The 12,045-nt window shown below is 70.7% G+C and carries 13 protein-coding genes; 6 read left to right on the top strand and 7 right to left on the bottom strand.

Going from position 1 to position 12,045, the window contains the following annotated elements:
• Window positions 1–24: 24 nt before the first annotated feature.
• Together ACIBM5_RS19170 and ACIBM5_RS19165 are read right to left on the bottom strand one after the other, a co-directional pair.
• Window positions 25–1,311, bottom strand: a complete 1,287-nt coding sequence (locus ACIBM5_RS19170) for a carotenoid oxygenase family protein (protein WP_396007968.1) — start codon at window positions 1,309–1,311, stop codon at window positions 25–27.
• A gap of 83 nt (window positions 1,312–1,394) precedes the next feature.
• The gene (locus ACIBM5_RS19165; protein WP_396007967.1) at window positions 1,395–1,937 is read right to left on the bottom strand and encodes a hypothetical protein; all 543 of its coding nucleotides are present in this window, start codon (window positions 1,935–1,937) and stop codon (window positions 1,395–1,397) included.
• Between the two features lie 109 nt (window positions 1,938–2,046).
• Here ACIBM5_RS19165 and ACIBM5_RS19160 point away from each other — a divergent pair, with 109 nt between their 5' ends.
• The gene (locus ACIBM5_RS19160; protein WP_391587174.1) at window positions 2,047–2,571 is read left to right on the top strand and encodes a PadR family transcriptional regulator; all 525 of its coding nucleotides are present in this window, start codon (window positions 2,047–2,049) and stop codon (window positions 2,569–2,571) included.
• A 95-nt stretch (window positions 2,572–2,666) separates the two neighbouring features.
• Here the strand turns inward: ACIBM5_RS19160 and ACIBM5_RS19155 are convergent, their stop codons facing one another.
• On the bottom strand, window positions 2,667–3,017 hold the full coding sequence (locus tag ACIBM5_RS19155) for a hypothetical protein (RefSeq protein ID WP_391587173.1): 351 nt from the start codon (window positions 3,015–3,017) through the stop codon (window positions 2,667–2,669).
• A gap of 169 nt (window positions 3,018–3,186) precedes the next feature.
• Between ACIBM5_RS19155 and ACIBM5_RS19150 the strand changes: the two genes are divergently transcribed.
• Both ACIBM5_RS19150 and ACIBM5_RS19145 read left to right on the top strand, forming a co-directional pair.
• On the top strand, window positions 3,187–4,113 hold the full coding sequence (locus tag ACIBM5_RS19150; protein WP_396007966.1) for an alpha/beta hydrolase: 927 nt from the start codon (window positions 3,187–3,189) through the stop codon (window positions 4,111–4,113).
• Window positions 4,114–4,351: 238 nt separating this feature from the next.
• Window positions 4,352–4,642 carry an MTH1187 family thiamine-binding protein gene (locus tag ACIBM5_RS19145; protein ID WP_391587171.1) on the top strand — a complete coding sequence of 97 codons (291 nt, stop codon included), beginning with the start codon at window positions 4,352–4,354 and terminating at the stop codon, window positions 4,640–4,642.
• 292 nt (window positions 4,643–4,934) lie between these two features.
• Here the strand turns inward: ACIBM5_RS19145 and cspE are convergent, their stop codons facing one another.
• Window positions 4,935–5,144 carry a transcription antiterminator/RNA stability regulator CspE gene (gene cspE / locus ACIBM5_RS19140; RefSeq protein WP_355544882.1) on the bottom strand — a complete coding sequence of 70 codons (210 nt, stop codon included), beginning with the start codon at window positions 5,142–5,144 and terminating at the stop codon, window positions 4,935–4,937.
• A 421-nt stretch (window positions 5,145–5,565) separates the two neighbouring features.
• Here cspE and ACIBM5_RS19135 point away from each other — a divergent pair, with 421 nt between their 5' ends.
• Both ACIBM5_RS19135 and ACIBM5_RS19130 read left to right on the top strand, forming a co-directional pair.
• A complete protein-coding gene (locus tag ACIBM5_RS19135; protein ID WP_355544894.1) occupies window positions 5,566–6,045 on the top strand; it encodes an Rrf2 family transcriptional regulator in 480 nt (159 codons plus the stop codon).
• Between the two features lie 527 nt (window positions 6,046–6,572).
• The gene (locus ACIBM5_RS19130) at window positions 6,573–6,941 is read left to right on the top strand and encodes a VOC family protein (protein ID WP_396007965.1); all 369 of its coding nucleotides are present in this window, start codon (window positions 6,573–6,575) and stop codon (window positions 6,939–6,941) included.
• A gap of 432 nt (window positions 6,942–7,373) precedes the next feature.
• Here ACIBM5_RS19130 and ACIBM5_RS19125 read toward each other — a convergent pair whose 3' ends face one another.
• Entirely contained in the window at window positions 7,374–8,456 is a 1,083-nt protein-coding gene (locus tag ACIBM5_RS19125) for a LysR family transcriptional regulator (RefSeq protein WP_396007964.1), read from the bottom strand.
• A 267-nt stretch (window positions 8,457–8,723) separates the two neighbouring features.
• Here ACIBM5_RS19125 and ACIBM5_RS19120 point away from each other — a divergent pair, with 267 nt between their 5' ends.
• Window positions 8,724–9,734, top strand: a complete 1,011-nt coding sequence (locus ACIBM5_RS19120) for a nitrilase family protein (RefSeq protein ID WP_396007963.1) — start codon at window positions 8,724–8,726, stop codon at window positions 9,732–9,734.
• 345 nt (window positions 9,735–10,079) lie between these two features.
• Here ACIBM5_RS19120 and ACIBM5_RS19115 read toward each other — a convergent pair whose 3' ends face one another.
• Both ACIBM5_RS19115 and ACIBM5_RS19110 read right to left on the bottom strand, forming a co-directional pair.
• Entirely contained in the window at window positions 10,080–10,343 is a 264-nt protein-coding gene (locus ACIBM5_RS19115; protein ID WP_396007962.1) for a hypothetical protein, read from the bottom strand.
• Between the two features lie 329 nt (window positions 10,344–10,672).
• On the bottom strand, window positions 10,673–11,677 hold the full coding sequence (locus tag ACIBM5_RS19110) for a zinc-binding dehydrogenase (RefSeq protein WP_396008151.1): 1,005 nt from the start codon (window positions 11,675–11,677) through the stop codon (window positions 10,673–10,675).
• Window positions 11,678–12,045: the final 368 nt, after the last annotated feature.

Here is a 12,045-nt window from a genome sequence, read left to right as displayed (position 1 = left end):
GCCCGCATCCCGTGGCCCGGACGGTTACGCCTGATCCGCCAGCCAGTTGCCGTGGAACCCGAACGGCACCCGGCACGGCAGATGCACGGTGGCCACCGGGGCGGCGCCGAGGTCGTCCGCGTCCAACACGACCAGGTCGCTGGTGTCACTCGCCGCGTCGTACACGTAGGTGGGCAGCCAACCGGGCCCGCCCGGCCGCTCGTCGGCGGGCACGAAGGTCGCCTCCCCGGGCGTACGACCGGCGCCGAAGTCGTGGGCGAGCGCGGTCCCGTCGGTCAGGTCGTAGCGCAGCACCGCCTGCCCTGTCACGGTGAAGCCGTGACGTGCGGACAACCCGGCGAATCGGTCGTCCACGCGGGGGAACTCCGATGACCGGTCGTCGAGTTGCTCCTCGCGCACGCTTTTGCCGGCCAGGTCGATGGTCCACCGCCACAACGTGGCGGCGCCGTCCGGCGCATCCTCGCGGTACAGGTGCGAGCGGCGCATGACGTACAGCACGATTCGATCGGCGCCCTCGTCGTGCGCGTTCAGTGTGTGGAAGACGTAGCACGGGTCGATGTCGAACCAGCGCACGGCGCCGTACGGGTCGTCGCGTCGCAACACGCCCAGGCGGGCGCCGTAGTCGTCGTCCCACGCGTACGGCATGGTCCCGGCCCGGGCGCGGTCCGGGTCGAAGACCACCGGCAGGTCCATGAAGACCACGTGCCCGGCGGTGAGGTTGAAGTCGTGCATCATCGTGTGGCCCGGGACGTCCAGGTCGCGGCTGACCACGAGTTCACCGGCGGCGTCGGCGCGGTGGTAGGTCACATACGGCGGGACGAACGATCCGTAGCCGAAGAAGTGCAGCTCGCCGGTGGTCGGGCAGGTCTTGGGGTGCGCGGTCATCGCGGTGCGCAGCCGGCCGGCGAAATCGTACGGCCCGATCGTGTCCAGCGACTCGGTGAGCTCGTAGGGGTACGAGCTCTCGACGAGCGCGAAGGTGCGGCCGGCGTGTCGCACCACGTGCGTGTTGGCGACGCCGTCGGCCAGGTTGCGGGCGCCGTCGGCACGGCGGAGCGGGGCGCGGGTGTCGAAGTTGTTCGTGCGCACGTAGCGATTGCGGTACCACGCGGCCCGCCCGGCCGTCAGCCGCACGCCGTGCACCATGCCGTCGCCGAGGAACCAGTGGCCGCTGGGGGTCCGCGGGTTGGGGCCGTTGCGCAGGTAGGAACCGGTGAGTGCGACGGGGAGTTCGCCGCTGACCCGTAGGGCGGTCTCGGTGCGCTCCTCGGTGACCGGGGCGTGGTTGCCGGTGAGGTGGAACGGCGTCATGATGCGGGCTCCTGGCGGGTGTGCGGGCGGCGGACGTGCTCGGCGCGGGGTTGCGCGTGCGGTTCACGAGTGCGGGGCGCGGGTCAGCCGGCGTGTCGGGCCTGGACGATCGCGGGGTAGCGGGCGGTGAAGATCGCCGGGACCACGAATCCGGCGGCCTGCACGGCGATCGCCACGCCGCCGGCGACGTCGTCGGCCTTGACCAGGTAGAGCGCGAGCGCGGTGACCGTGAAGCTCGCCGCCCAGACCGCGGTGATCACCACGTTGACCCGCAGGAAGCCGGGCAGGCCCCAGATCTCGCGCGGGGTGGAGCGGCGGGCGATCACCAGGGTGAACGGGTTGCGCAGGGCCAGCGAGCCCCACGCGGTGATCGCGAGCCACGCGAACGAGGCGGCGCCGACGTAGCGGTGGAAGGCGGCGTCCGGCGCGGCGAACGCGATCGGGGTCAGCACCAGGAAGAAGGCCGCGCTGCTGTAGGCGAGCAGGTCGACCCCGCGGCCGGCCCGGTGGTCCTGGGCGGCCATTGCCACGGTGACGACCAGGGCGGCCAGGGCGCCCCACTGCCAGTTCGTCGAGGGAATGGCGGCGAAGACGATCCACGGTGCGAAGTTGCGTACGTAGTTCACGGGATTCCCCTGGCTCGACCTGGCGCTCGGCACGACAGTGCGCTGCTGACAGGTCAATCATGGACGTTCCTATTTCGACATGTCAATGCAGAGTGGTAAAGTCCGGGTCATGAGCCTCCGTCATGCCCTCCTGGGACTCCTCGCCAATCGGTCGGCCAGCGGCTACGACCTGTTGAAGGCATTCGAAACCTCGCTGGCCAACGTGTGGCCTGCCACCCAGAGCCAGGTCTACGGCGAACTGGGCAAACTCTCCGCCGAGGGCCTGCTCGACGTGACCGCCGAGGGCCCGCGCGGCCGCAAGGAGTACTCGATCACCGCGAGCGGGCGGACCGAGCTGCGGCACTGGCTGGTCGAGGTGGAGCCGGAGCGGGTCCGGCGCAGCGGCATGCTGCTGCGGGTCTTCTTCCTGGACACACTGGATCCGGCCGAGGCCCGGGACTATCTCGCCGCCCAGGCCGAGGCCGCGGCCGGGACCCATGCGGGTCTCGAGGCGGTACAGGCGAACGTGGAGTGGGACGACAGCCCGCTGTCGGTGTACGGGCGGATCGCGCTGGAGTACGGGCTGCGGTTGTCGCAGGTACAGCGCGAGTGGGCGGAATGGGCGGCCGAGCAGGTGACCCCGCCGACGCCGTGATCCGGCGCGACGGGCCCGCCCGCGCGAGTGCGTCGCGCGGGCGGGCAGGGTCCGTCACCGGGGCGCGCGGCCGGCCGAACCCGGCCGCGCCCGGCTCAGCGGAACTCGTGCACGACCTCGATCGGGCCGACGATGTGCCGGTTGAACTCGGCCAACTCCTCCGCCGGCACCCACAGTTCGAGGACGGTGCGGCCACCTGCCTGCCGCACCGGGTAGCGGATCACAAACTCGGTCTCGATCCGAAAACGGGTCACGTAGCCGACCCCGGAGGCCGGCACGTTCCAATCGCGCGCGATCTTGATCGCGTAGTCCTCGTTCAGCACCGGATAGAAGATCGGCTGGTCGGGCAGCCTGGCCGGCCAGGCGGTCCAGCCGGACTCGCGCACGAGCTCCAATTCGGCCGGTCCGGTCGGCCGCCAGAGCGTCGTGGTGGGGATGGCGTTCATGGCCACATGGTGCGTCCGCAGGGGGTCGGGGTGAAAGCGGATTTCGCAGGTCGGGGCGGTCGCCGGCGGCTCGGCGGGGTACCGCCGACGGAGTGACTTCCGCCTCGCTGCGAATGGATCTGACGGACCGTCATGGATCTTGCCGGCATCCGCTGCTAGTTTCCGCGGCATGGAACACCGCATAGACCCCGAATTGCTCGCGGTCCTCCCGTACCTGCCGACCGTGGACATCGCCGACCCGGCGGCCTTCCGCGCGGCGCAGCGGGGCCGCACCCAGCCGGTGCAGCGTCCGGACGGCCTGCTGGTCGAGGACCGGATCGTGGCCGGGGGCGTACCGGTGCGGATCTACACGCCCGAGGACGCGGCCCGGGCGACCGGTCCGGACGGCTCGCTCGGGGTGCTGGTGTGGTTCCACGGCGGCGGCTTCGTGTTCGGCGACATCGACAGCTCGGACGGCAGCTGCGTGGCGACCGCGTTGGAGGTCGGCTGCATCGTGGTGAGCGTGGAGTATCGGCTCGCGCCCGAGCACCCGTTCCCGGCCGGCTTCGAGGATGCGTGGGCGGCGCTGTGCTGGGTGGCCGAGCACGCGCCCTCGTTCGGCGCCGACCCGGCGCGGATCGCGGTGGGCGGGGTCAGTGCGGGTGGGTGTCTGGCCGCGGCGCTGGCGTTGCGGGCACGGGACGAGGGCGGGCCGACGCCGGTGTTCCAGGTGCTCGACACGGCCGTGCTGGACGACCGCCTGGACACCCCGTCGATGCGCGAGTTCGAGACGGCGCCGCTGTGGGACCGGCGGCAGGCGGCGCTGAGTTGGCAGTACTACCTGGCCGGCGCCGAGCCCACCGCGTACGCGGCACCGGCCCGCGCCACGGACCTGACCAACCTGCCGCCTGCGTACATCACCGCCAACGAACTGGACCCGCTGCGCGACGAGGCGATCGAGTACGCCTCCCGGCTGATCCGCGCCGGCGTCCGGGTCGAACTCCACCACCGCCCGGGCACCTTTCACGGCTCCAACGCCATCCCGACCGCCGACGTCTCGCGCCGCGCGACGGCCGACATCCGCCGGGCCCTGCGGGCGGCGTTCGAGGTCGCGTAGCCGGCTCGGCCCTGGCCGGGTCCGGTGGATCTCGGTGGATCTCGGTGGATCTCGGTGGATGAGGTCGCGTCGTCCGGTGCCGTGGCTCGGCGTGCCGGAGAAGCAGCCGCATAGTGGTTCCCTTCGGCTGTTTCTCCGGTGCGGCGAGACGCGGTGGCAGGCGGCGCGACCCCACCGAGATCCGCCGGACACGGCCTAGGCTGGGGGCTTCGGTGTTCGGGCTGCGGAAGGTGTTGTCGTGATCGTCGCGTTCTCGGTGTCCCCGCTCGGTGTCGGTGAAGACGTCGGGGAGGCGGTCGCGGAGGCCGTCCGGGTGGTGCGGGCCAGCGGGCTGCCGAACCGGACCGATGCGATGTTCACCTCGATCGAGGGCGAGTGGGACGAGGTGATGGCCGTGGTGAAGGCGGCCGTCGAGGCGGTCAAGGCGCACTCGAACCGGGTCAGCCTGGTGCTCAAGGCGGATATCCGCGACGGGGTCGTGGACGGGCTGACGGCGAAGGTGGAGACGATCGAGCGGTACCTGGCGTAGGGCCGCGGAGGCCGAAGACGAGTGCGTGGCTTCGGCTTCGGCTTCGGCTTCGGCTTCGGCTTGGCTTCGGGTTCGGCTCCGGCCTCGGGTTCGGCTCCGGCCTCGGATTCGGCTTCGGATCGGAGCCCGGAGGCCCTTGGCGCGGAGGCCCTTGGTCCGGAGTTTTGGGGCCGGCAGTCGCGGAGCCCGGGTCGAGGCCCGAGTCGGGAGCGGCCTCGGTGTGGGTGCCGTCGTGGCCACGAGTCGGCGGACCGGGTTCGTGGCCACGATCGCATGTCCGCGGTGCTTCGGGTCAGATGGCGAGCACGTTGGCGGCGCTCGGGCCCTTCTGGCCGTCCTGGATCTCGAACTCGACCGACTGGCCCTCGGCGAGCGTCTTGAAGCCGTTGCCCTGGATCGCGCTGAAGTGCACGAAGACGTCCTTACTGCCGTCCTCCGGGCTGATGAAGCCAAAACCCTTGGCCTCGTTGAACCACTTCACGCTCCCCTTGATCTTGGCCATTTGGTCGCCTCTCCCGAACTCCGAAGTACCGCGTGGGTACGCGCGCATCGAGCCTGCCCAACGCGACGGGTACCGGAAACCAGGAACCCGGTCGGGCGGGCTGTAACGGATCGTCGGGTTCACCCCATTCCTCTGGTGACGCCGACGAATGGGGGACTTCGCATGCCCGGAGCGAGCGACGCGGACTTCCGGGAGTTCGCCGCAACGCACAGCCGCAGGCACGGTCAACGCTGAGGACGACGACGTGGAAGGGGTTCGCCGGCCGACCCCTGTAGCCCCGGCGCGGGCCCGCCGTCGTTCGCGGCGACCCTCGTGGTGGGGCGGGGTGGCCCCGAAGACTCGTCGAGCCACCTTCCCGGAGCGTCCCTCCGATGGGTGATCGAGGTTGTTCCGGATATTCTGGATGGGTAGCGTCCAGCATATGCACATGAGCGAAGGCGTGGAGTGGGCGCTGCACAGCTGCCTGAATCTGGCGTGGGCCGAATCGGGAACTGCCGTGACGGCCACGAAACTGGCCGCCTTCTACGGCCTGCCCGCCGCGTACCTGAACAAGCAGCTCCAGGCGCTCGCCCGGGCCGGCATCGTCACCTCGACCTCCGGCCCACGCGGCGGCTTCCGCCTCGCCCGCGCCCTCAAGGACATCACCCTGATGGACGTCGTCGTCGCGATCGAGGGTCCCGACCCGGCCTTCCGTTGCCAACAGATCCTGCACAACGGCCCCGACGCCGACCCCACGGCCGACTACCGCACCTCCTGCGCCATCGCCCAGGCCATGTCCCGAGCCGACCTCGCCTGGCGCCACGAACTGGCCGCCCAGACCCTCGCCGACCTCAGAGCCACGGTCGAATCCCGCTCCCCGGACACTCCGGAACTCACGCGCGCCCGCCTGGCGAAGAAGTAACCGCGGGGAATGCCGGTGTGCCGGCGTCGCGGCCGAGCCCGCCGTTGAAGCCACGGCAGAGCCCGCGGGCCGAGCGCGCCTTGGGATCGGCGGCGGCATGGGCGTCCGCCATCGGGGTGGTCGGCACCGGCCATCGGGATGGTTTTGGGCACTGGGCGAGCCTCGGCGAGGCGTCCCGGCACGCGAAAACGTCGGCAGGAGGCCACCGCCGCGTGCGGGTCGGCGGGGCGGCGCCGCTCGCAAGGCGTGTCCTCGATCCCCCGCCGACTACCCGGCCGCCGGGCATCCGCCCTGCGTGCATCCGCCCTGCGGGCTCCGCATTTGCGGGCGCCGCTTCGGCGAAACGCCCGAATGCAGCCCCATGCGGGTGCCGTTCCGGCACGTGCGGGTGATTCTCCGGGCCGCCGGCCCGCCGACGCACCGGCACACCGAGACGCGGCGTGGGACGCCCGTGAACCCGGCGAAGGAGGGAAGTCACGCTCTAGGTTTGGGCATTGCAGAAGCCATCGATCCGCTCCGGAGGTGCCATGCCCCTGCCGATGAAGTTGTGCGCGATAACCCTCGATTGCCCTGATCCGCAGGCTCTCGCGGCGTTCTACCAGCAAGCCACCGGCCTCGAACCGCACCCCAAATCCGACGCCGACTTCGCCGGTCTCAACAGTGTGGACGGCCTCTTCATCGGCTTCCAGCGGGTCGACGACTATCGGGCTCCTCGCTGGCCCGATCAGAGCGTCCCCCAACAGTTCCACTTCGACTTCGAAGTCGAAGACCTGGACGAGGCCGAAGCCCTACTGCTGGAACTGGGCGCAGGCAAGCCGGACCACCAGCCGAACGAGGACAGGTGGCGCGTCCTCACCGACCCGGCCGGCCATCCCTTCTGCCTGGTCAGCCGCTGATTGCTCGTACTCGGCACGCGACCTGTCGAAGTGCCCGAAGCCGCCGCCCCCAAGCGCGCCGGAGCCACGCGGGCCGGCCCGGACCGCGCACCGCGTCCTCGCCCAGCGCTGCCTTGTCCCCTGAACCGGGCGGGTGGTCCGGCGCGGCGGCGGTGTTCGGAGAAGCGATCACCGCACGGCGCCCATGTCCCCGGGCTCGGTACGGACCGCCGGATGAGTCACCCGGCGAGGCCGCCGACGAGATCCGGGCAGTCACCCGCATCGGATTCGGCGGGCCGGGCCGGGCCGGGCCGCGTCGCCGACCACGACGTTCCAGCATGCGCGTTTCCCTTAGCTGCCTTCCGCCTTCCGCCTTCCGCCCCCGCCCTCGGGTTTCGCCGGCTCGCACGCTGCTGCGTCTCCGCATCCTCGCCCGCCCCGGGCCCGTGTGCATTACGGACCGGTCGCAGAGGCGTCGCGTTCGCGGCCCCGGCCGGGCATCCGTACCGAACCGGCGTCGGAGGTGCCCCCGTTGCGGCGGCCGGCAAGGTCTCGGACGACGGCGAGGAAGTTGTCCCGGACCCGAGTGGGCCGAGCCGGATCCCAGACCGCGCCGATCCGCCAGGACACCGCATCGGATCCGCCGGTTCGCTCGCCGCCGAACCTGCCGAGCGTTCCGCCGTCCGCCCCGCCGTCGGATCCACGGCCGGACTCGCCACCCGCCCCGCCGTCGAGCCCGCCACTCGACCCGCCACCGGACTCGATCGGGGTCACCGTGACCGTGGCCGCCGCGATGTCGGCGGCGCCGGCCGGCACCAGGGCCGCGCCCACCCCGGCCGCCACCAGAGCAAGCACCGTCTGCAGGTCGGACGCCTCCTGGACGAGCTCGGGCCGAGCCCCGAATTCACTCTCGAACAGCTCGATCTGCCGTACCAACCCCGGCCCCTTCGCCCGCGTCAGCCGCACCACGGGCCGCCCGCGCAACCACGCGGCGACCCCGACCGCATCCGTCGGCGGCGGATCCTGGTCCCCGGGCGAGGCCACCGCCAGGGTGTCGGTCAGCACCACCAGCCGCCCCAGGTCGTCCGGCGCCGGCAGCCGTACGAAACCCACGTCGAGATCGCCGGCTCGTACCGCCTCGACCTGTGCATCGGACGACATGTCCTCCAACGTGATCCCGACTCCCGGGAAGCGCCGCCGAAAGGCCGCCACGGCCTGCGGGGCCAGATCGATACCGGAGAGCCCGAACCCGACCGCCAGCGTCCCCGCCTCGCCACGCCTGAACTGCGCGGCCCGGCGGTTCAACACGTCGACGCGCCGCACCAACTCCCGCGCATCCGGCAACAGCGCCAGCCCGAGCCGGGTCGGCTCGGCCCCCCGCCGTCCGCGCGTGAACAACGCGCCACCGACCTCGGCCTCCAGGGCCTGAATCTGCTTGGTCAACGCGGGCTGAGTGATCGACAAGCGCCCCGCCGCGACTCCGAACCCGCCGGAGTCCGCGACCGCGACCAAGGCTCGCAGCAGCCGCACGTCCATACCCGGAGTCTAGGCGGCGATCCATTCCACTCGGTTATCGAAGCGGCCCAAACATTCATTGGACCGCAGCCCGCCGCACCACTGTGATGGGGGAGAGATCGGACCGGTAAGCCCGACCACACGTATCCGGACGTATCCAGGTACCGAATACGGCGTACCGAATACCGCGTACCGAACTCCGGATACTCGCCTACCGCCTACCGCCTACCGCCTACCGCCTACCGCCTACCGCCCACCGCCTACCGAACCCGAGAGCGGGAGCCATCGATGGACCAATTGTTGCGTTGCGCGTCGGTACAGTTCGAGCCCCGTCCGGACGACAAGGTCTACAACCTCGCCCGCGTCGAACACTTCGTCCGCGAAGCCGCCGCCGACGGCGTTCGCCTGGTCGTCCTCCCCGAGATGTGCCTCCTGGGCTACTGGCACCTCCGTCGCCACACCCCCGACCGCCTGCGCGAACTCGCCGAGCCGAGCACCGGCCCGTCCGTCACGCACGTGCGCCGGCTCGCCATGGAACTGGGCATCGCGGCCGGCCTCGGCTTCCTCGAAATCGACGAGACCGACGGTCGCCTCTACAACTCGTACGCCGTCTGCCTCCCCGACGGCCGAGTCCACTGCCACCGCAAACTGCACGCCTTCGAACACGAGGCCATCTCCAGCGGCGACCACTACACCGTCTTCGACACCCCATGGGGAGCCCGCGTCGGCATCCTCATCTGCTGGGACAACAACCTGGTCGAAAACGTCCGCGCCACCGCCCTTCTCGGCGCCTCGATCCTGGTGGCCCCGCACCAAACCGGCGGTACGGCCTCGCGCAGCCCGCACGCCATGCGTCCGATCCCGATGCCCCTGTGGGAGGCCAGACACCGCGACCCCGCCGCCATCGAAGCAGCCTTCCGCGGCGAAAGCGGCCGGGCCTGGCTGATGCGCTGGCTTCCCGCCCGAGCCCACGACAACGGCCTGGCCCTGATCTTCAGCAACGGCGTGGGCCGCGACGACGACGAGGTCCGCACGGGCAATGCGATGATCCTGGACCCCTACGGCCGCATCCTCACCGAAACCTGCGCCGCCGAAGACACCATGGTCACCGCCGACATCGACCTGTCCCTGATCCCGATGTCCACCGGCCGCCGCTGGCTCAAGGGCCGCCGCCCCGCCCTCTACGACATCCTCACCCACCACTTCGGCGACGAACGCGACCCCAGAACCGCCCGCTTCTCCACGGAGCCGGCCACGCTGGAATCCCCGCCTGCTCAGGGCGAGTCCGCCTCCACCTGATCCGGCCGCGCCGATTCGCCGTCGTGAACGCGCCCTGCCCGGATCATGCACGCCTCAAGGGTCCGCCGCCGCCGTTCGGCTCAAGGGCCGCCGGCCTGCCTCCTACGGCCTTCTCACCCACTACTTCGGCGATGAACCCTCCCCGGAATCGCCCGCTCCTCCACGGGGTCGGCCACTCTCGGATCATCGCCGGCCCAGGGCGAGTCCGCCTCCACCTGATCCGGCGGCGCCTGGCGCCTGGCGCCTGGCGCGGGTCGTGGGTGCGCCTGGCCCGAGTCGCATGTGCCGACAGGGTCTCTCCGGCGCGGGGCGCCGCCGGACCGCCCACGCCGGAACCCCACCGACTCAGGGGCCGGCCTCGGACGAGCCCTCCTCCGCCCGGGCTCGTGTGCGATACGACTCGTGGACGTCGATGGCGTCCCTGAGCGAACACCCCTGCACCCGCCGGATCACCGCGATCGCCTGCACGGCACTCCAACCCTGAGCGCGCAGAAACCGCCGAAACGCATCGTGGTCACGCTCCGCCTCCCAGACGGGCAGCGCCGATTTCGCGGCCTCGTTCAACCATTCATCCGACCGTCGAAGCCGGTCGGCACTCGTGACATCCATACGCCGACTCTCGGTGGTTCCGCCCCGACCGTCCACGCGTTTTCGAAGGCCAGGGACGTACAGCCGCCCTGCCCGCCACCGGGCGCGGCCACCCAGAGCAGACCGCAGCCCAGGGAGGGCAACGAGGTCGAAGCCCACCTGGGCATCGACCCGTCGGCATGCCACAGGACGTGGCCGCGGCCAGGGCCGGCCAGGCCCGGCCAGACCCGGTCCGCAGCGTGCCGCCGCCGTGACACGCCAAGGGCGTACCGTCGCCGGTCGATCCACACCCGCGCCACCAGCCACATCGGCGAACGCGGACGGCGGCGCCATGAGCCCGCCCTCCGCGTTCACCGACCGGTCAGCACGACCAACTTGCCCACGGTGCGGCCCATTTCCATGTCCATATGGGCCTGCCGAATGTCATCGTCATCGAGCCGATAGACGTGCGTCGGCCCCAGCGAAATCCGCCCCGCGGCGATCTCGTCGAGGTAGTGCTGCAACACCTCGCCCGGCAGATCACCGCTCTCGCCCCCATAGGCGGTCAACCGAACGCCCTTCGGCAGATAACCAATGGGATAGAAGTCCCGCACGAGCCACTCATTGGACAACATGCCGGTAAAACACACCGTCCCATGCACCCGCGTGGCGGCCAGGGTGTCCGGCAACGTCGGCGTCCCGACCAGCTCCAACGCGGCATCGACCCCATCGGGATACAGCGCCCGAACCGCCCCGGCCACGCTCCCATCGTCAACCAACACGTGGTCGACCCCCTGGGCCTTCAACACATCCACATTCGCGGCCTTACGAGTGGTCGCCAACACGGTCGCCCCGAGCCCCTTCGCCAGCGCCGCCGCAGCCAGCCCGACCGACGAAGTCCCCCCACGAACCAGCAGAGTCTGCCCCGCAGCCAAATCCAACCCGGTGGTCAGCGACCCATAAGCAGTCTGCAACGTCTCCGGAACCGCCCCGATTACCTCCCAAGCCAACTCCGACGAAAACGGAATGACCTGCCCCACCGGCACCAACGTGTACTCCGCGTACCCGCCGTCGTAGGTCCGCCCCATATTCCCCATCATCGTCACCACCTGCTGCCCAACCGCCGGCCCACACTCCTCATCGGCTGGATCCAGCCCATCCACAACCCCCACAGCCTCAATCCCCGGCACCCGCGGAAACGTGACCCCCTCCGCCAACCCGAGCCGCGTATGCAACTCCGACCGATTGAGCCCAAACGCCTTCACCGCAACCCGAACCCACCCCGGCCGCACCTCGGGAACCGCCACATCCCGCACCACCAGGTTCCCCACCGGCCCGGGCCCACCCAAAACCACAGCCCGCATCGTCCCGCCCATCAAACCCGTCAACCCCATCGCCTCAACCGACAGCAGCCGCACACCCACCGGCACACCCACCCCACCAGCATCCCTGTTCCGACCCACCCAAGCAGTCGACGCCACCGCAAGGCGGATCAGGAACCTCACCCCAAGCCCGCCAAGCAAGACCGAACAAACTCGAAAACAACGAAGTCCCAGTCCAACGAAGTCGCCAGTCCACGGAGACCATCCGTGACCCGGGCCCTCATCAAACGAGCGGGTTCCATCGGAACAAGGTCAGATCCCGCGGGGCCGAGCCAGGATCGCGCGGAAGCGCAACCTGCCGATTCCACCGGGCCGGGGATGCGGGGGCGAATTCATCCCACGGTCACTCCACCAAGACGTGC

It is taken from the genome of Embleya sp. NPDC050493 (assembly GCF_044458105.1).
Lineage (GTDB): Bacteria > Actinomycetota > Actinomycetes > Streptomycetales > Streptomycetaceae > Embleya.
This window is presented reverse-complemented; position numbering and strand designations above follow the sequence as displayed.

Coding starts and splice junctions, on each gene's coding strand:
- ACIBM5_RS19115 (WP_396007962.1), bottom strand. CDS start 10,343: ATGGATGTCACGAGTGCCGACCGGCTTCGACGGTCGGATGAATGGTTG.
- ACIBM5_RS19170 (WP_396007968.1), bottom strand. CDS start 1,311: ATGACGCCGTTCCACCTCACCGGCAACCACGCCCCGGTCACCGAGGAG.
- ACIBM5_RS19150 (WP_396007966.1), top strand. CDS start 3,187: ATGGAACACCGCATAGACCCCGAATTGCTCGCGGTCCTCCCGTACCTG.
- ACIBM5_RS19160 (WP_391587174.1), top strand. CDS start 2,047: ATGAGCCTCCGTCATGCCCTCCTGGGACTCCTCGCCAATCGGTCGGCC.
- cspE (WP_355544882.1), bottom strand. CDS start 5,144: ATGGCCAAGATCAAGGGGAGCGTGAAGTGGTTCAACGAGGCCAAGGGT.
- ACIBM5_RS19135 (WP_355544894.1), top strand. CDS start 5,566: ATGCACATGAGCGAAGGCGTGGAGTGGGCGCTGCACAGCTGCCTGAAT.
- ACIBM5_RS19155 (WP_391587173.1), bottom strand. CDS start 3,017: ATGAACGCCATCCCCACCACGACGCTCTGGCGGCCGACCGGACCGGCC.
- ACIBM5_RS19110 (WP_396008151.1), bottom strand. CDS start 11,677: ATGGGCGGGACGATGCGGGCTGTGGTTTTGGGTGGGCCCGGGCCGGTG.
- ACIBM5_RS19130 (WP_396007965.1), top strand. CDS start 6,573: ATGCCCCTGCCGATGAAGTTGTGCGCGATAACCCTCGATTGCCCTGAT.
- ACIBM5_RS19125 (WP_396007964.1), bottom strand. CDS start 8,456: ATGGACGTGCGGCTGCTGCGAGCCTTGGTCGCGGTCGCGGACTCCGGC.
- ACIBM5_RS19120 (WP_396007963.1), top strand. CDS start 8,724: ATGGACCAATTGTTGCGTTGCGCGTCGGTACAGTTCGAGCCCCGTCCG.